The sequence below is a fragment of the Microbacterium sp. Root280D1 genome (assembly GCF_001428975.1).
GTDB lineage: Bacteria > Actinomycetota > Actinomycetes > Actinomycetales > Microbacteriaceae > Microbacterium.
In genome coordinates this window covers 309,166-325,952 of the sequence record NZ_LMJK01000001.1, presented here as the reverse complement: position 1 = coordinate 325,952, position 16,787 = coordinate 309,166, and the positions used below count along the sequence as shown (strand labels likewise).

General features: G+C 68.3%; 17 protein-coding genes. 7 read left to right on the top strand and 10 right to left on the bottom strand.

Translation table 11 applies throughout. The features are described from left to right. Nucleotides 1-4: 4 nt before the first annotated feature. The 6 genes from ASE34_RS01705 to ASE34_RS01680 all read right to left on the bottom strand — a co-directional run bounded on the left by ASE34_RS01705 (nt 5) and on the right by ASE34_RS01680 (nt 6,675). Nucleotides 5-1,018, bottom strand: coding sequence for an aldo/keto reductase (locus tag ASE34_RS01705; RefSeq protein ID WP_056275834.1), 1,014 nt, complete (start codon nt 1,016-1,018; stop codon nt 5-7). Then, entirely contained in the window at nt 1,015-2,163 is a 1,149-nt protein-coding gene (locus ASE34_RS01700) for a mandelate racemase/muconate lactonizing enzyme family protein (RefSeq protein ID WP_082586465.1), read from the bottom strand. The genes ASE34_RS01705 and ASE34_RS01700 overlap by 4 nt, the downstream gene beginning before the upstream one ends. Continuing rightward, the gene (locus ASE34_RS01695; protein WP_056275831.1) at nt 2,163-3,026 is read right to left on the bottom strand and encodes a carbohydrate ABC transporter permease; all 864 of its coding nucleotides are present in this window, start codon (nt 3,024-3,026) and stop codon (nt 2,163-2,165) included. The genes ASE34_RS01700 and ASE34_RS01695 overlap by 1 nt, the downstream gene beginning before the upstream one ends. Further along, nucleotides 3,019-3,981 (bottom strand): carbohydrate ABC transporter permease, encoded by a 963-nt coding sequence (locus ASE34_RS01690; protein ID WP_232224506.1) that lies wholly within the window; start codon nt 3,979-3,981, stop codon nt 3,019-3,021. Before ASE34_RS01690 ends, ASE34_RS01695 begins: the two co-directional genes overlap by 8 nt. A 13-nt stretch (nt 3,982-3,994) precedes the next feature. Beyond that, nucleotides 3,995-5,251, bottom strand: coding sequence for an ABC transporter substrate-binding protein (locus tag ASE34_RS01685; protein ID WP_233277270.1), 1,257 nt, complete (start codon nt 5,249-5,251; stop codon nt 3,995-3,997). Nucleotides 5,252-5,331: 80 nt separating this feature from the next. Next, nucleotides 5,332-6,675 carry an alpha-L-fucosidase gene (locus tag ASE34_RS01680; protein WP_056275828.1) on the bottom strand — a complete coding sequence of 448 codons (1,344 nt, stop codon included), beginning with the start codon at nt 6,673-6,675 and terminating at the stop codon, nt 5,332-5,334. An 86-nt stretch (nt 6,676-6,761) separates the two neighbouring features. Here ASE34_RS01680 and ASE34_RS01675 point away from each other — a divergent pair, with 86 nt between their 5' ends. From ASE34_RS01675 to ASE34_RS01665, 3 genes are read left to right on the top strand one after another with little or no spacing between them, the layout of a single operon-like run. Continuing rightward, nucleotides 6,762-8,090 carry an alpha-L-fucosidase gene (locus tag ASE34_RS01675; protein WP_056275825.1) on the top strand — a complete coding sequence of 443 codons (1,329 nt, stop codon included), beginning with the start codon at nt 6,762-6,764 and terminating at the stop codon, nt 8,088-8,090. A 15-nt stretch (nt 8,091-8,105) separates the two neighbouring features. Further along, the gene (locus tag ASE34_RS01670) at nt 8,106-8,432 is read left to right on the top strand and encodes an L-rhamnose mutarotase (protein ID WP_056275821.1); all 327 of its coding nucleotides are present in this window, start codon (nt 8,106-8,108) and stop codon (nt 8,430-8,432) included. 47 nt (nt 8,433-8,479) lie between these two features. Continuing rightward, nucleotides 8,480-9,979, top strand: coding sequence for a hypothetical protein (locus ASE34_RS01665; protein WP_056275819.1), 1,500 nt, complete (start codon nt 8,480-8,482; stop codon nt 9,977-9,979). A 20-nt stretch (nt 9,980-9,999) separates the two neighbouring features. Here ASE34_RS01665 and ASE34_RS01660 read toward each other — a convergent pair whose 3' ends face one another. After that, complete coding sequence (locus tag ASE34_RS01660; protein ID WP_056275816.1) at nt 10,000-11,061, bottom strand: LacI family DNA-binding transcriptional regulator; 1,062 nt, start codon at nt 11,059-11,061, stop codon at nt 10,000-10,002. Between the two features lie 59 nt (nt 11,062-11,120). Here ASE34_RS01660 and ASE34_RS01655 point away from each other — a divergent pair, with 59 nt between their 5' ends. Next, the gene (locus tag ASE34_RS01655; protein WP_082586525.1) at nt 11,121-12,371 is read left to right on the top strand and encodes an MFS transporter; all 1,251 of its coding nucleotides are present in this window, start codon (nt 11,121-11,123) and stop codon (nt 12,369-12,371) included. A gap of 1 nt (nt 12,372) precedes the next feature. Here the strand turns inward: ASE34_RS01655 and ASE34_RS01650 are convergent, their stop codons facing one another. Then, nucleotides 12,373-12,633 (bottom strand): hypothetical protein, encoded by a 261-nt coding sequence (locus ASE34_RS01650; protein WP_056275813.1) that lies wholly within the window; start codon nt 12,631-12,633, stop codon nt 12,373-12,375. Between the two features lie 147 nt (nt 12,634-12,780). Between ASE34_RS01650 and nucS the strand changes: the two genes are divergently transcribed. Both nucS and ASE34_RS01640 read left to right on the top strand, forming a co-directional pair. Beyond that, on the top strand, nt 12,781-13,476 hold the full coding sequence (gene nucS, locus ASE34_RS01645) for an endonuclease NucS (protein WP_056275812.1): 696 nt from the start codon (nt 12,781-12,783) through the stop codon (nt 13,474-13,476). A gap of 63 nt (nt 13,477-13,539) precedes the next feature. Continuing rightward, nucleotides 13,540-14,205, top strand: a complete 666-nt coding sequence (locus tag ASE34_RS01640) for an HAD hydrolase-like protein (RefSeq protein WP_056275809.1) — start codon at nt 13,540-13,542, stop codon at nt 14,203-14,205. A 116-nt stretch (nt 14,206-14,321) separates the two neighbouring features. Here ASE34_RS01640 and ASE34_RS01635 read toward each other — a convergent pair whose 3' ends face one another. Further along, entirely contained in the window at nt 14,322-14,528 is a 207-nt protein-coding gene (locus ASE34_RS01635; protein ID WP_042540947.1) for a cold-shock protein, read from the bottom strand. Between the two features lie 542 nt (nt 14,529-15,070). Here ASE34_RS01635 and ASE34_RS01630 point away from each other — a divergent pair. After that, complete coding sequence (locus ASE34_RS01630; protein ID WP_187249130.1) at nt 15,071-15,889, top strand: shikimate 5-dehydrogenase; 819 nt, start codon at nt 15,071-15,073, stop codon at nt 15,887-15,889. 30 nt (nt 15,890-15,919) lie between these two features. Here ASE34_RS01630 and ASE34_RS01625 read toward each other — a convergent pair whose 3' ends face one another. After that, nucleotides 15,920-16,753: an aldo/keto reductase gene (locus ASE34_RS01625; RefSeq protein WP_056275805.1), complete on the bottom strand. Its 834-nt coding sequence runs from the start codon at nt 16,751-16,753 to the stop codon at nt 15,920-15,922. Nucleotides 16,754-16,787 lie beyond the last annotated feature (34 nt).

The following is a 16,787-nucleotide window of genomic DNA, read 5'->3' as shown; positions in this document are numbered from 1 at the left end:
AGTCTCATCGTAGGGGGTGCCCTTCGTCGGCGATCAGACCGCGATCACGCAGATCGTCCCAGACCGCCGCGGCGACCGGGCGTGCGACGAGACGGCTGTTGCGCGCGACCTGCTCCGCGCTGGCACCGCCCATCACCACCGCGCCCACGGCGGGATGCGTCAGCGGATACTGTGCGGCCAGCTCGGGGAGTGTGGTGCCATGATGCCGGGCGACCCGGGCGATCGCCTGAGCCCGGGCGAGCACCGCGCGGTCCGCGGGTCCGTAGTCGAACGTGGCATCGTGAGCGGGAGCATCCGTCGCGAGGATTCCCGAGTTGAAGACGGCGGCGGCCAGCACCGTCACCTCGCGCTCCCGGGCGATCGGGAGCAGGTCATCGGCGGCCGACTGGTCGAGCAGCGTCCAGCGCCCGGCGACCATCATGACGTCGGCATCCGTCTCCTGCACGAACCGCGTGAGCATGCCGCTCTGATTCATGCCGGCACCGAACGAGCGGATGACGCCCTGGTCCCGCAGCTCGCTCAGGGCGGGGAAGGCACCCTCGAGCGCCTCGCGCTCGTGCTCATCGGGATCGTGCACCAGAGCGATGTCGATGCGGTCGAGTCCGAGGCGCTCGAGCGACTGCTCGACCGAGCGCAGCACGCCGTCGCGGGAGTAGTCGCGCACGCGCCGATGATCCGCCGGCACGTCGAACAGGTTGCCGAGGTCCGAGCGGCCCGCGGCATCCTGCGGAACCAGCAGGCGTCCGACCTTGGTCGAGACGATGTACTCCTCACGCGGGAGCTCGCGCAGGCTCTCGCCGAGGCGTCGCTCGGCGAGGCCGAGACCGTAGTGCGGCGCGACATCGAAGTACCGCACGCCGCCCTCCCACGCGGCCGGCACGATCCGCGGCCACTCCCGGTCGTCCAGCGCCCGGTACAGATTGCCGAGCGCGGCAGCCCCATAGGCGACGGGCGGGGCGAGAAGCCCTCCGCGTCCGATCGCGACGGGCTTCGCTGCGGTGGAGGCAGGCGCACTCATGACACGATCAGCCGGCCCAGGGCGTCATCGTTCCAGGGGATGCCGAGGCCCGCCTGCGTCGGCGCCCACCCGCGACCGTTCTCGATGCGGATCTCGCCCGTCGTGACCGCTCGCAGCTGCGGGATGTGCTCGAGGTACAGCGCGTTGGGGATCGCGCAGACGAGGGAGACGTGGAGCTCCATGAGGAAGTGCGGCGCGACGGGGGCGTTGAAGGACTCGGCCAGATGCGCGATCTTGAGCCACGGAGTGATCCCGCCGACCCGGGCGACGTCGGCCTGCACGATCGACGCGCCGCCACGCTGCAGGTGCTCGCGGAAGTGACCGAGCGAGTACATGCTCTCGCCGACCGCGATCGGCACCGACGTCGAGCGCGCCAGAAGACGATGCCCCTCGACGTCCTCCGCAGGCAGGGGCTCTTCGAACCAGAAGACGTCGACCTGCTCGAACAGCCGGGCTCGACGCACGGCTTCGGCGACCGTGAACGACTGGTTCGCGTCGACCATGATGTCCATGCCGGGTCCGACCGCGTCGCGCACGGCACGCAGTCGCTCGAGGTCCTGGTGCCCTCGCGGCATGCCGACCTTGATCTTCACGCCGCCCATGCCGCGCTCTTTGGCGGCGACCGCATGGGCGACGAGTTCGTCGGTGCGGAAGTGCAGCCATCCGCCCTCCGTGTCGTACACGGGCACGGAGGGCGACGCGCCTCCGGCGGCCACCCAGAGCGGGAGTCCGGCGCGACGGGTCTTCGCATCCCAGACCGCGGTGTCGACCGCGGCGAGCGCGAGTGCCGTGATCGGCCCGACCGTGGTGGCGCGAGTGATGCCGAAGAGTGCGAGCCACAGCGCTTCGGGACGCTCGGCCTCGAGCCCGATCAGAGCGGGCAGCAGCGTCTCGCGCAGCATGCTGAGCACCGCCCCGCCGCCGGTGCCGATCGTGTAGCTGTAGCCGATGCCCTCGGTGCCGTCGGCGGTGCGCAGCCGCACGAAGATGGTCTCCTGCTTGACGAACGTCTGCAGGGCATCCGTGCGCTCGGTCTCGACGGGCAGGTCGCACAGCTGCGCCTCCGCGTGCACGATGCGGCTGCCGGCCGTCGCGTCCGCGACGGCCTCCCGCACGGGCTTCGTGGTGTGGTGTGTCGTGGTCATCAGCGTCCTCCGAGTCCGCCCAGGGTGACCCCCTTGATGAGCTGCCGTTGCAGCAGCAGCACGAGGATCAACGAGGGGATGACGGCCAGTGTCGATGCGGCCATGAGCAGCGACCACTGCGTGCCGAACTGACCGGTGAACATGCCGAGCCCGAGGGGCACGGTGGCCATGTCCTGCGTGTTGATGATGATCAGCGGCCACAGGTACGAGTTCCAATAGCCGATGAACGAGAACACCGCGAGCACGCTGAGCGGGGCGACCAGCTGCGGCAGCAGCACCGACCACAGGGTGCGCAGTCGCGAGGCGCCGTCGATCAGTGCCGCCTCCTCGTACTCCATGGGGATGGTGAGGAAGAACTGCCGCATCAGGAACGTGCCGAACGCGGTGAAGGCGAACGGGATGATGAGGGCCGCGTAGCTGTCGTTCCATCCCCAGCTGTTGATCATGATGAAGAGCGGGACGACGAGCACCTCCTGGGGCAGCACGAGAGTGAGCACGAACAGCAGGAAGAGCTTGTCGCGGTACTTGAACCGCAGTCGAGAGAAGGCGTATGCCGAGAGCACGGCGACGACCACCGAGAGGGCGGCGCCGAGGATCGCGACGAACAGGCCGTTGAGGATGAAGCGTCCGAACGGCACGACGGTCCACGCCTCGACGAAGTTCGCCCAGCGGATCTCCGATCCGAAGATCTGCGGGGTGGCGGTGAAGACCTCGTTCTCGGGCTTGAGCGCCGTGAGGAACATCCAGATGAAGGGGAACGCGAAGATCAGCGCGACCACGGCGATGGCCGCGGTGTTGAGCCACTCCTTGAGCGACTCACGGCGCTGACGCGCACGACGGGGCAGGCTCACGACGTCACTCATAGTTCACCCACCTGCGCTGGCCGACGAACTGCAGGGCCGTGATGAGCATCACGACGAGGAAGAGGATCCACGCGAGAGCGGATGCATAGCCGAGCCGATCGAAGACGAATCCGTTGCGGTACAGGTACAGCACGAAGGTGTTGGTGCTCTCTCCCGGCCCTCCCTGCGTGAGGAAGAGCGGCTGCACGAACACCTGGAACGCGCCGATCATCGTCATCGTGGAGCAGAAGAACAGCGACGGCGAGAGCAGCGGGAGGATGATGAAGCGCAGTCGCTGCCACGCCGAGGTGCCGTCGATGCGAGAGGCCTCGAGCAGTTCCTTCGGGATGGCGCTGAGTCCGGCCGACAGGACGATCACGTTGTAGCCGAACGACTGCCATACCGACATCGCGATGACCGAGGGCAGCGCCCACGCCGAGTCCGACAGCCAGTTCGGTCCGTCGACGCCGACGGTCGCGAGCATCGAGTTGACGAGACCGTCCTGCGAGAGCAGGAGTCGCCACACCAGCGCGTTGGCCACCATGGGCGTGATCACGGGGAGGAAGAAGATGACCCGCCACGCCCCGGCCGCCTTCATGCGCGTGCTGAGCCACAGCGAGATGGTGAGGGCGACGACCAGATTCAGCGCCGTGTACACGATCGCGAAGATCAGGGTGTTGCCGAGCACCGTGTAGAACGTCGGGTCGCGGAACAGCTTGACGTAGTTCTCGAAGCCGATGAAGTCGGGGCTGCCGAACAGCTTCCAGTCGAACAGGCTGATGAAGGCCGACCCGAACAGCGGAGTGAGGATGAAGAGGACGAACCCGATCATCCCGGGTGCGAGGAAGGCCACCGCCACCCAGGCTTGGCCGCGCCGTCGCGGGGGGCGGGGAACCCGCGGGGCGGGAGCGCCGAAGGGCACTCCCGCCGCGCCGGGCACGGGAGAGGAGGCCGTGGCCTCTCTCCGCTCGCTCATGATCGCCATCCGCTCAGCCCGCGACCGAGTTCTGGATGGTCTCCATGATCTCCTCCGCCGTCAGCTCACCCCGGTAGCCCTGCACTCCGTACTGGGTCATCAGGGTCTCGACCTGGTTCCAGGTCGGGGTGGTGCGCTGCGGGGTCGCATCGGCCAGCAGAGCCTCGACGACCTCGGCCGCACCCTCGGTCTTGCCCTCAGCCCAGGCCGGGAGCGCCTCGATGCGCGCCGGAACGATGCCGCGCGCCTCGGCCTGCTTCTCCTGCACCGACACCGAGGTCAGTGCCTCGATCGCCGCGAACGCCTCGTCCGGGCGGTCGCAGTTGGCCGCGATGCCGAAGCCCGAACCCGCGGTCATCGCGGCGGCCTCGCCGCTGGTCGACGGGACGATCGTGACGCCGAGCGTGAAGTCGGCGGCGTCGGCGAAGCTGCCGTACATCCACGGACCTTCGATCAGCATCGGCACCTCGCCCGAGGTGAAGGCCTGCTGCGAGACCTCCGAGCCGTCCGCCGCCTCGGGGGCCTTGGCGACCTGCTCGACCGACACCAGGTCGAAGAAGCTCTGGATCTGGTCGACGAAGTCGGGGTTCGTGAGGTCGAGCTCGCCGTCCTCGGTCACGGCCGGAACGCCGTCGGCGAGCGACCAGGCGTTCGGGATGAAGATGCCGGGTGCGAGCGCGAGGCCCTTCTTGTCGCCGTCGGTCAGCGCCTTCGCATCCGCGATGAACTGATCGCGCGTGTACTCGGTGCCGGGCAGTTCGAGACCCGCGGCCTCGAACGCCTCGACGTTGTAGAACAGCACGATCGGCTCGGCGTCGTAGGGGATCGCCCTGATCGTGCCGTCGACCGTCATGCCGCTGAGCATGGATGCGTCGATGTTCTCGATGTCGAAGTCGGACTTCTCGATCAGGTCGTCGAGCGGCATCAGCAGGTCGCCGAGCTCCTGCGCGCGGGCCGCCTGCGTGGTCAGCAGGCAGGGCGGGTTCGAGCCGCTGAGGCGGGTCTTCACCTTGGTCCAGTAGTCCGAGAAGCTGGGCCCCTCGACGGTGATGTCGAGGTCGGGATCCTCGGCCTGGGCGCCGTCGATGAAGTCAGCCCACTGCGCCTGATCGCCCTCGCTGGCGGCCCACGTGTAGAGCACGAGAGGGCCGCCGGCGTCGCCGCCTCCTCCTCCCGAGCCGCTGGCACAGCCGGCGAGGGTGAGAGCGGTGAGGCCCGCGACGCCTGTCAGGATGAGACGCTTCGCGCGTCGGGATGAGAGTGCATTCATTCTGTCTGCCTCCTTCATTGGATGCTGATTCGATGCGATGGGTGAGGGGGTGCTGCTCGGGGGTTCGGGTCGTGCTCGGGTCACTCGGAGAAGTCGATGGCGACGACGTCGATCAGGGCGCCGCTCGGTGCGGGGGCGACGATGCGCAGCTCGCCCAGGTCGTCGCCGGCGATCGAGGCCTCGTGCACCTCGAAGCTCGCGTCATGCTGCAGCTCGAGATCGTCGGCCAGGCGGTGCACCCGGGTGATGCGACGCACGGGCAGGCCCCGCACGATGATCTCGTCCACCGGCACCGCGGTCAGATGCAGGTAGAGGCGTCCGGCGCGCGCGGTCGTCGGCCCGTGGAAGTCGATGCCGACGGTGGGCTCGACACCGATCACGGACTCGGCGTGCGCGTGCATCCATTCCGCGAACTCGCCCAGCCGCTCCTGTTCGACCGCCGGCAGCGCACCGTCGGGACCGGGCCCCACGTTGAGCAGCAGATTGCCGCCGCGGGCGACGACGTCGATGAGGGTGACGAGCAGCGACCGCGCGGACTTCTCGTTGTCCGGCCCCGTGCGCCATGCCCAGTGATCGCCGATCGTGAGGCACAGCTCCCACGGACCGGTCGGCGGGGTGAGCGGGAAGCCCTGCTCGGGGGTGCGGTAGTCGCCCTGGCCGGGCAGGCGGTCGTTGATGACGACATCGGGCTGCAGCTCCTTGATCAGGCGGCGCAGTGCCGGAGCCGTCCACTCGACGGCGGAGCGCTCCCAGTCGCCGTCGAACCAGAGCAGATCGATCTGCCCGTAGTTCGTGAGGAGCTCGGTCAGCTGCGCCCGCACGTAGTCGAGGTAGCGCGACCACTCCTCCGGACTCGACCGCCGGTGGCGATCGGTCGCGTCGGGGGTGTCGGCGAACTCGGCGAGGCCCGCGGCGGGCCAGTGCTCGAGCTTGTACGGCCGGTCCTCATCGCGGAATGCCGGATAGTCGGGGTGGTTCCAGTCGGGGAGGCTGTAGTAGATGCCGACCTTCAGGCCTTCGGCGCGCACGGCGTCGACGAACTCACGGGTGATGTCGCGACCGAAGGGGCCGTGCTGCACGCCGAAGTCGGACTCCTCGGTGAAGAACATGTTGTATCCGGCATGGTGACGTGCCGTGAAGACGAGGTAGGTGGCTCCCGCTTCGCGGGCACGACGCGCGAGATCTGCGGCATCCCAGTTCACGGGGTCGAACGTCGGAGCCGTCGCCTGGTACTCGGCCACGGTCACGGCGTCTTCCACGGCATCCTCACCCGGGATGATCGATCGTCCGACGAGGGGCCAGGAGATCTCGATGCCCTGCTGCGATGCCTGGTCCCAGTGCACGAAAAGGCCGAAGCCTGCGCCGCTGAACCACTCCCCGCCGGGGATGCGCTCTGTGGGGCGTCGGAAGCCTTCGTCTGTCATCGAACCTCTCCTTTGAGTTCAAGATTTCCTATAGGATACGTGATAGACGAAACCGTTCACAAGGGTGTGATGAAAGGTGCCTACCGATGGCGATGTTCGAAACCGATCCTGTTCGTCCCGAGGCCTACCGCGAGTTCGAGCGACCGCTTCCCGAGTGGTTCCGCGGCGCCGCACTGGGGATCTTCGTGCACTGGGGGCCGTACTCGGTTCCCGCCTGGGCAGAGCCCACCGGTGAGCTCGGCGCCGTGCCACGGGACGAGTGGTACGCCCACAATCCCTATGCCGAGTGGTACGCCAACACCATGCGCATCGAGGGCTCGCCGACCCACCGGCATCACGAGGAGGTCTACGGCGGGGCTCCTTATGACGACTTCCTCGATGCCTGGAAGGCCGAGGAGTTCGACGCCGACGAGGTGCTCGCCGTGGTCGCGGCGACGGGCGCACGGTACTTCATCCCCACGACCAAGCACCACGACGGCGTCACACTCTGGGACGCACCGGGAACGGATGGGCGCAACACCGTCGCCCGTGGCCCAGGGCAGGACCTCATCGGAGCCTTCGCCGACGCGACGCGCGCGGCCGGCCTCCGCTTCGGCGTGTACTACTCGGGCGGTCTCGACTGGCACTTCTCCGACCTGCCGCCCATCGACCATGACGGCGCCCCCGCCCCCGATGACCTCGCCTACGCGGAATATGCGCACGACCACGTCATCGACCTGATCGACCGCTATCGTCCCGACATCCTCTGGGGCGACATCCGGTGGCCGGCTGCGGGAATCGAGCCGGGGCCGAAGAGCATCGCCCACGCCTTCCAGACGTTCTACGCACAGGTTCCCGAGGGCGTCGTCAACGATCGCTGGGGCGAGTCCCACTGGGACTTCCGCACCAGCGAGTACGTGCACGGCACCGCAGTCGAGGTCGGCGAGGCGTGGGAGAACACCCGGGGGATCGGACTCTCGTTCGGCCACAACCGCAGGGAGACGAGCGAGCACCTGCTGTCGGCGCACGAGGCCGTGCTTCTGCTCGTAGACGTGGTCTCACGCGGCGGCAACCTGCTGCTCAACATCGGCCTCGAGGCGTCCGGCCGCATCCCCGATCTGCAACGAGAGACCCTCGAGGGCATCGGCCACTGGAACAGGCAGTACGGGCACGCCGTGTTCGGTGCGCGACCGGAAGAGCGGATGCCGGCGTCCGACGACCCCTGGCTGCGCTGGACACGCACGGATGACGCGGTGCACGCGGTCGTCGACCGGAACGGACACGTCGAGCTCCCCGATCCGCACGACCTGCTCGACGAGAGCAGCGCACGGATCGGAGAGCATCCGGTGATCGCGGAACGCGTCGATGGTGCCATCCTGGTCGAGGTGGCGGACGCGACGACCCCGGTCGCGATCTCGTTCCAGCCCAGGGACTGACGGAAGGACCCTCTCATGCGCATCGCTCTGCACTCCGAGATCCGCGACGGCGCGGTCGACGACTACCGCACGAACCACGCCCGCATCCCGGATGCTCTCGCCGAGACCTTCGCGCGCATCGGCATCCACGACTGGACGATCTGGAGGTCGGGCCGGCGCCTGTTCCACCTGGTCGAGTGCGATGACTGGGATGCCGCGGTCGCCGCGCTCGAGGACGATCCGGCCGACCACGCCTGGCAGGCCGACATCGGTCGCTTCGTCGAGCTCTTCCGCGACGAAGACGGCGCCGAAGGCACCGCTCCCCTGGAGCAGGTCTGGGATCTGAGGTCGCAGGTCTCCTGACCGCCCCGCTGCCCGGGTCTGCCGCGGGCTCGTGGCAGAGTAGCCCCGTGACTCGGACGTGGGTGCGCGAGCTGGCCGGCTGGATGTGCGCTGCCGCCGTGTCGATCGTCACCGCATCCGTGGTCGCGTCGTCAGCCCGGTCCGACCTGCTCTTCCGAGACGGCGATTCGCTGGTCGTCGCGATGCTCGCGCGGTCGCTGCTGTCGGGAGAATCGCTCGACTGGGCGATGTCGAGCGTGCTGTTCCTGCCCGAGACCGCGGCGTTCACCGCGATCGACGCCGCCGTGCCTGCGACGGTGAACGGCCTCTTCGCGATCAGCGCGGTCGTCAATCTCCTCGCCCTCTATGGAGCCATCCGGCTCGTCGCCGGCCGCGGCCGCGCGGGTTCTGCGCCCGTCACCTGGTCCGTCGTCGCGCTCGGGGTGTTCGGCATGCTCGCGATGACCGATGTCTCGGCGTCGCGAGAGGCGCTCGACCTCGCATCCCTGCAGCTGACGACCACCTACTACTCGGCGACCGTGATCGGCGTCGTCATCACGGTCGGCATCGTTCGGCGCGTGATCGACGACGGCCGCCTCAGAGCCTCGCCGTCGATCGCTCTCGGCGCCGTCGCGCTCATATCGGCTCTCTCGAACCCGCTGTACGCGGTGTGGGCGACCCTCCCCCTCGCGATCATCCTGGGCATCGCCGCCGTGTCGCCGTCGCGGCGTGCGCAGATCCTCGCCCTCATCGCGGTGCTGCTCGCCGGCACCACCGCGGGCTTCCTGGCTCGTATTCCGTTCGCGGCATGGATCGCGAACACCGGCGTCGGCTACGCGCAGCCCGACCACTGGCACGAGTCGGTCGGCTATTACGCACGGCTCATCGCCGAACGCGGTCAGAGCCTCCCCGGGCTGATCGGGCTGCTGGTCACCGTCGCCCTCATCGTCTTCGCCGTCGTGAGAACGGCGCAACAGGGCGACCCGGGAACCCGTCTCGTCGCCGCGATGGCCTGGGCGGCACCGATCGTCGTCGTCGTCGGGGCGATCGCGCTGGGCACGCATGCCGCGCGCTACCTGCAGCCTCTCGTCTTCGCTCCGGTGCTCGTGCTCGTCGCGTCACCTCGCGCGATTCGCCTCCCCGCCCGCCTGCGTCGTTCGACAGCTGCCATCGTCGGCGTGGTGCTTCTCGTCGTCGGCGGCCTCAGCATCCCGCGCCTGGCGGACGCGGCCGCCCGGCCGGACCCCGATCTCGCGTGCGTGACGGACTGGGTCGACGCCTACGGTCGCACGGGCGCCGGACAGTTCTGGACCGTTCGTCTGCCCGCACTGCATGTCGCAGACCCCTCGCGCCTCGTCCAGGTCGATCATCAGCTCAACGGCTACGCGTGGCTGGTCAACCGCACGGACTTCGCAGTCGGCGAGGTGTCCTTCCTCGTCGAGGATTCGCAGACCGTGCCGTGGGATCTTCCGCAGGCGGTGCAGCCTGAGCGTGTGGTCGAGTGCGGCCGGTACTCGATCCTGGACTTCGGCAGTCAGACCCTGCCCCTGGGGCCGCAGCGCAGCTGAGCGAGACCGCAGCGACCCGGTCAGCGGGTTGGTGCCGCGGTGGTCGTTCCCTCGCGGAACCGGCACGTGAGGTGCAGGGTCTGGCCGGGTTCTCCTCGGAGCATCCGCGCGACCTGCTCCCCTGCGGCGCGCCCCTTCTCGACCGCCGGCTGCACGCTGGTCGTGAGCACGAGGTCGCCGAGCCCATCGGCGGCGATCCCGTCGAAACCCGCGACCGACAGGTCTTCGGGCACGCGCAGTCCCAGCTCCTCCGCGGCTCGAATGATGCCGACGGCGATCAGATCGCTCTGAGCGAGGATCGCCGTCGGCCGCGTCTCGGCATCCGCCAGCAGATGCCGTCCGGCGAGGAGCCCCTCGTCGATGAAGCTGCCTCCGGCCGAGATCGCGGGCGCGGCGGGAAAGATCTCGCGCATGCCGGTGAGGCGATCGATGGTCACATCCACCGTCGCCGCGTCGATTCGCTCCTGAGTGACCGGTCCCCGCTCGCGACGGGTGTCGAGCGGCAGCGTGACGAGTGCGACGTCGCGGTGTCCGAGGTCGCGCAGGTGACGTGCGACGTCCGCGGCCGCCGCAGAGTTGTCGAGCAGGATCTTCGGGATGCCCTCCCCCGCGTCACCCTCGATCACGACGACCGGCAGGCCTCGGCTGCGCACGATGTCGAGCGACGCCTTGGCGCGCCCCGAGCACCCGATCAGCACGACCGCATCGACGGGTGCGTTCGAGAGCGACGACTCGTCGTCGCCCGGCTCGTCGCGCATCAGCAGGATGCCGGCACTGAGCTCGGCCATCCCATCGGTCAGGCCGTCCATCATGGCGGTGGTCACCGGGTCGAGGAACGCCGCACGCAGGTGCCCCTCGAGAACGACCGCGACGATACCGCTGCGTCCTCGACGCAGCGATGCGGCGCGCGGGTCGGGACCGGCATACCCGAGAGCCGCCGCTGCGGCGAGCACCCGCTCGCGCGTGGCCGGTGCGACGTTGGCCTTGCCGCTGAAGACGACGGATGCCGTCGACGTGGCAACTCCCGCCTCGCGTGCGACATCGGCGATCGTCGCTCGGCGCGGGCTGTCGTGGCTCGTCATACTCCGAGGATAGCTCCCCGGCTTCCCGATCATCGAATCGATTCGATATGCTGATCCGCATGGACACGGCTCTCTCCCGATCGCAGTACGTGCGCTGGCGCACCGCGATCTTCGCGATCTTCCTCGCCAGCGGTCTCTCGATCGCGACCTGGGCGTCCCGTGTCCCCGACATCAAGCTCGCCCTCGAGGTCGACAAGGCTCAGGTGGGCATGCTGCTGCTCGGCGCGGGCATCGCCTCGATCATCGGCATCTCGACCAGCCCCGCGATCATGGCACGCACCGGCGCGCGCCTCGGCATGATGGTGTCGATCTTCACCTTCGCCTCGGGCGTGGCCCTCATCGGCATCGGCGCCAACGTCCTCGGCTCGTACTCCGTGGTGCTGATCGGTCTCGTGCTGTTCGGACTCGGCAACGGCTGCGTCGACGTCATGATGAACGTCGAGGCCACCGCGATCGAGCAGCACTCGGGCAAGACGATCCTGCCCCTCTTCCACGCCTTCTTCAGCTTCGGCACCGTGATCGGCGCCGGGCTGGGGGCGCTTGCCGCACAGCTGCACATCGACGTCTTCACCCATACGCTCGTGATCGCCGTCGCGATCGCCGCCATCGGCATCGCCAGCATCGCGAACGTGCCGCGACGCGAAGAGGCACTCGACCCCGCGGCCAACGACGCAGAGAAGCCGCGCTGGCGAGAGCGGATGCACGTCGCGATGTCCGCCTGGCGCGAGCCGCGCACCTATGCGATCGGCGTCGTCATGCTCGGCATGTCGTTCGCAGAGGGCGGTGCCAACGACTGGCTCGCCCTCGGCGTCGCCGAAGACCACGGAGGCGGTACCGCACTGGGCGCCGCCGCGCTCGCAACGTTCTCGGTCGCGATGACCGTCGTCCGCGTCTTCGGAGGCCCACTGGTCGACAGGTTCGGCCGCGTCGCCGTGCTGCGCATCCTCGCGGTTGCCGCCGCATCCGGCATCCTGATCTTCATCCTCGCCCCCAGCCTTCCTCTCGTCTTCGTGGGCGCAGCGCTGTGGGGCGTGGGCGCTTCTCTCGGCTTCCCGCTCGGCATGTCCGCCGCCGCAGACGACCCCGCCAAGGCGGCCGCGCGAGTGAGCGCAGCCGCGACGATCGGCTACATCTCGTTTCTGGGCGGCCCGCCCGTGCTCGGCTTCATCAGCGAGCACATCGGACTGCTCAACACGCTCTACATCCTCGTCGGCCTGGTCGTGTTGTCCGGCCTGTTCTCGGGTGCCGCGCGCCCGCTCCGCAAGGACGAGATGTCGACGCCGCCGGTCACCGCGAAGTCAGCCTCGTAGATCAGCGGGCGACAAGCAGACGTGGCGCCGGGCCTTCGAGTCGGGCGATGGCGATCTTCACCTCTCCGAGCTCGACGTCCACCTTCTCGAACCTCGCATCCATGCGCTGCTCGGACTTCTCGAACCGCGCGTCCATGCGCTGCTCGAACATCTCGAACCGCGCATCCGTGCGCGTGATCATCCATCCGAAGCCTGCGGCAAGCCCCAGCAGCGTGGTCGCGACGGTCACGATCATGGTCACCAGCTCTATCGACACCGTCATCTCCTCATCCTTGACCTGTCCGCCCAGAATGTCAGGATCCAGTCCGATGTAATCGACGACGGGAGTCGATCCGCCGCAGATGTGGAAACTTCGGCGCTGATGCTGACATCAGCAGAACGAGTCGACCCGACGAAGTAGGCTCGACGGGTGCGTCTCGTCATCGCCCGCTGCTCCGTGGATTACACGGGCCGCCTCAATGCCCACCTCCCGCTCGCCACGCGTCTGCTCGTGCACAAGGGAGACGGGAGTCTGCTCGTGCACTCCGACGGCGGCAGCTACAAGCCGCTGAACTGGATGAGCCCGCCGTGCTCCCTCGCGGCCGAGGAACCCGGCGAGGAGGAGTCCATCGCCGGTGTCACCGAAGTATGGCGAGTGACGCACAAGAAGACCGGCGACGCGCTCCGCGTGCAGATCTACGAGATCCTGCACGACACCAACCACGACCTCGGCGTCGACCCCGGTCTGCAGAAGGACGGCGTCGAAGCCGATCTGCAGCGCCTGCTCGCCGAGCAGGTCGAGCGCATCTCCGACGGCGCGACCCTGGTGCGCCGCGAGTACCCGACCGCGATCGGTCCCGTCGACCTGCTCGTGCGGGATGCCGCCGGCGCGGCGATCGCTGTCGAGATCAAGCGGCGCGGAGACATCGACGGCGTCGAGCAGCTCACCCGCTATCTCGAGCTGCTGGGCCGCGACCCGCACCTCGCGCCGGTGCAGGGCGTCTTCGCCGCGCAGGAGATCAAGCCGCAGGCGCGGGTGCTCGCCGAGGACCGCGGCATCCGCTGCCTCGTGCTCGACTACGACGACATGAAGGGCATCGAGTCCGGCATCCCCCGCCTGTTCTGAGGCCATCTGCACAGATGTCCACCGCGGTCGGTCGCGTCGTGCACTGCCCATAGGCTGGAAGGTATGGCTTCTTCCCCCTATTCGTGCGTGCTCTGGGACGTCGACGGCACGATCGCCGACGCGTCGGTCGGCATCCTGCGCCGTCTGAACGTCGCCCTCACGCACTTCGGTCACCCTGCTCCCACGCGCGAACAGCTCGTGCACTGGATCGGGCCGCCCATGTTCGAGTCGTTTCAGGCGCAGGCGGCGATGACCCCCGAGCAGGCGACCGAGGCGGTCACCTTCTATCGGACACTCGGCAAGGCCGACGGATACACGACCGATGTCGCGACCTACCCGGGCGTGCCCGAGATCATCCGCGATCTGCACGCGGCAGGGGTGCCTCAGGCGACCGCCAGCTCGAAGCCCGAGATCCAGGTCGATGCGATCGTCGACTTCTTCGAACTGCGCCCGTACTTCCTGACGACGGTGGGTGCGACGCCCGACGAGGCGACGCTCGCGTCGAAGACCGACATCGTCGCCGAGGCGCTGCGCCGTCTGGCCGAGCGCGGGGCGGACATCTCACGCCCCGTGCTGGTCGGAGATCGCCATCACGACGTCGAGGGCGGCAACGCCAACGGAGTGCCGGTGATCTTCGTCGAGTGGGGCTTCAGCGACACGCACGAAGGCGACGAGGCCGCGTTCCGCGCCGCATCCGCCGACGAACTGCGCGCGCTGCTGCTCAACTGATCTCGGCCGACCGGAGGCCACCCGGCCGGGGTATTCCGGCCGGAAAGCACAGAACTCCCCGCCGGAAGTCGCAACGAGTGCAGACCTCCGGTCGGGGAGTTCTATGACGTCCGCTCTCAGAGCGGACGGATGTTCTCAGCCTGCAGGCCCTTGGGGCCCTGCGCCACGTCGAACTCGACTCGCTGGTTCTCTTCAAGAGAGCGGTAGCCGGATGACTCGATGGCGGAGTAGTGCGCGAAAACGTCAGCGCCGCCGTCGTCGGGGGAGATGAAGCCGAAGCCCTTCTCCGAGTTGAACCACTTAACCGTGCCCTGGGTGCTCATGTACTGCCTGTTCTGCTGGAAAGAAGCCGACGCAGGATGCCCCGACGTGCTCCACGCTAGTGGAGCACGCGCTGAGCGGAAGTCCTGATGTCAGCCCGTAACCCAAATGTTGCATGAGCGGTCGTCCGCGGTCACATGACAGGGCAGATGGAGACCCTCAGAAAATGGTGTGGCCCTCACCGCGGGGGGAGCGATGAGGGCCGAAGACGACCGGAGGGTGCGTCAGATTCCAGCCTAACCCCTCGCGCCTGCTTTTGTCCCCCATTTGGGGGACAGATTAGAAATTTGTGCGATGGAGACAAACGACAGCGGCCCTCTCGAGCAGTCCGTTGGGGACAGAACTACTCGAGAGGGCCCAATCGCATGCACGGATCGCCTTTGCCTCTGGGGAAGGCAGCCCGTCTCTGGGGAAGACGGAGACGATCAATCCCCTGTGCATGCACCTTCACCCTAGGGGAGTCCGTTCGATCCCGCCAAGGGGGGTTGACGATCGTCGTCATCGGTGGCAATGACGGGACGGACTGCGCGAGTAGCCTGGTGCGGTGACCATGCTGAACAAGGACATGACCCTGTGCATCTCGCTGTCTGCACGCCCGAGCAACAACGGCACGCGATTCCACAACTTCCTCTACGAGGAGCTGGGCCTGAACTGGATCTACAAGGCCTTCGCCCCGACCGACCTCGGCCAGGCGATCGCCGGCGTGCGCGGTCTCGGCATCCGCGGGTGCGCGATCTCGATGCCGTTCAAGGAAGACGTGATCGCGCTCGTCGACCGCATGGACCCTTCGGCGACGGCTATCGACTCGGTGAACACGATCGTGAACGATGACGGGGTGCTCACCGCATACAACACGGACTACAGCGCGATCGCCCAGCTGATCGAGCGCAACTCGCTCGACCCTGCATCATCGGTGCTGCTGCGGGGCTCAGGCGGGATGGCCAAGGCCACCGCCGCCGCCTTCCGTGACGCCGGATTCAGCCGCGTCACGATCGCGGCCCGCAACGAAGAGCGCGGTCGAGGGCTGGCCGATCTCTACGGCTTCGCCTGGACGGCGGATGCGGATGCCGCCACCGCCGACATCATCGTGAACATCACGCCGATCGGCATGGCGGGAGGCGCGGACGAGCACGAGCTGTCGTTCACCGAGGAGCAGATCGCGGCGGCATCCGTCGTGTTCGACGTCGTCGCCCTGCCGGCGGAGACGCCTCTGATCTCCGCCGGGCGCGCGGCCGGGAAGACCGTCATCACGGGCGCCGAGGTGGCGACCCTGCAGGCCCTCGAGCAGTTCGTGCTGTACACCGGCATCCGCCCCTCCGCCGCTCAGGTGCAGGCGGCCGAGGAGTTCATGCGGGCGCAGTGACCACTGCGCCCGCAGTCCGCCCCGAGGACCTCAGCCGTTGAACGCGGCGGGGTGGGGGCCGGTGCGACCGTCGCGCTCGAGGCGGTCGACCGCGGCCAGCTCGTCGTCGGTGAGCTCGAACCCGAACACGTCGAGGTTCTCGGCGATGCGAGCGGGGGTCACCGACTTGGGGATCACGATGCGTCCCTGCTGCAGGTGCCAGCGCAGCACGATCTGGGCCGGCGTCCGCTCGTGCCGCTCGGCGATCTCGACGACCGAGCGATCGGAGAGCACGGCGCCCTGGGCGAGCGGGCTCCATGCTTCGGTGAGGATCCCCCGCTGAGCGTTCGCCTCGGCGACCGCTCGGTTCTGCAGCGCCGGGTGGAGCTCGACCTGGTTGACGGCGGGCACGACGCCACCCTCTGAGGCGATGCGCGCGAGGTGCTCGGGTTCGAAGTTCGAGACGCCGATGGCTCGTACGCGCCCGTCCGCGTAGAGGCTCTCGAGCGCACGCCAGGTCTCGGGGTACGTCGCCAGAGCGGGCGTCGGCCAGTGGATCAGGTACAGGTCGAGGTGATCGAGGCCGAGCCGTTCGAGGGACGCGTCGTATGCGCGCAGGGCCGCGTCGTATCCGTGGTCGGAGATCCATACCTTCGACGTCACGAACAGCTCATCGCGAGGGATGCCCGACTCGGCGATCGCACGCCCGACGCCGGCCTCGTTGCCGTAGATCGCCGCGGTGTCGATGCTGCGGTACCCGGCGTCGAGGGCGGCAGCGACGGCGGCCGTGGTCTCGGCATCCGGCACCTGGAACACGCCGTATCCGAGCTGGGGCATCTCGATGCCGTTGTTCAGGGTGAGTGTGGGGACGATGGGAGCGTTCATGCTCGTGCTTCTTTCTCTCTCCGCGAATCGGGTG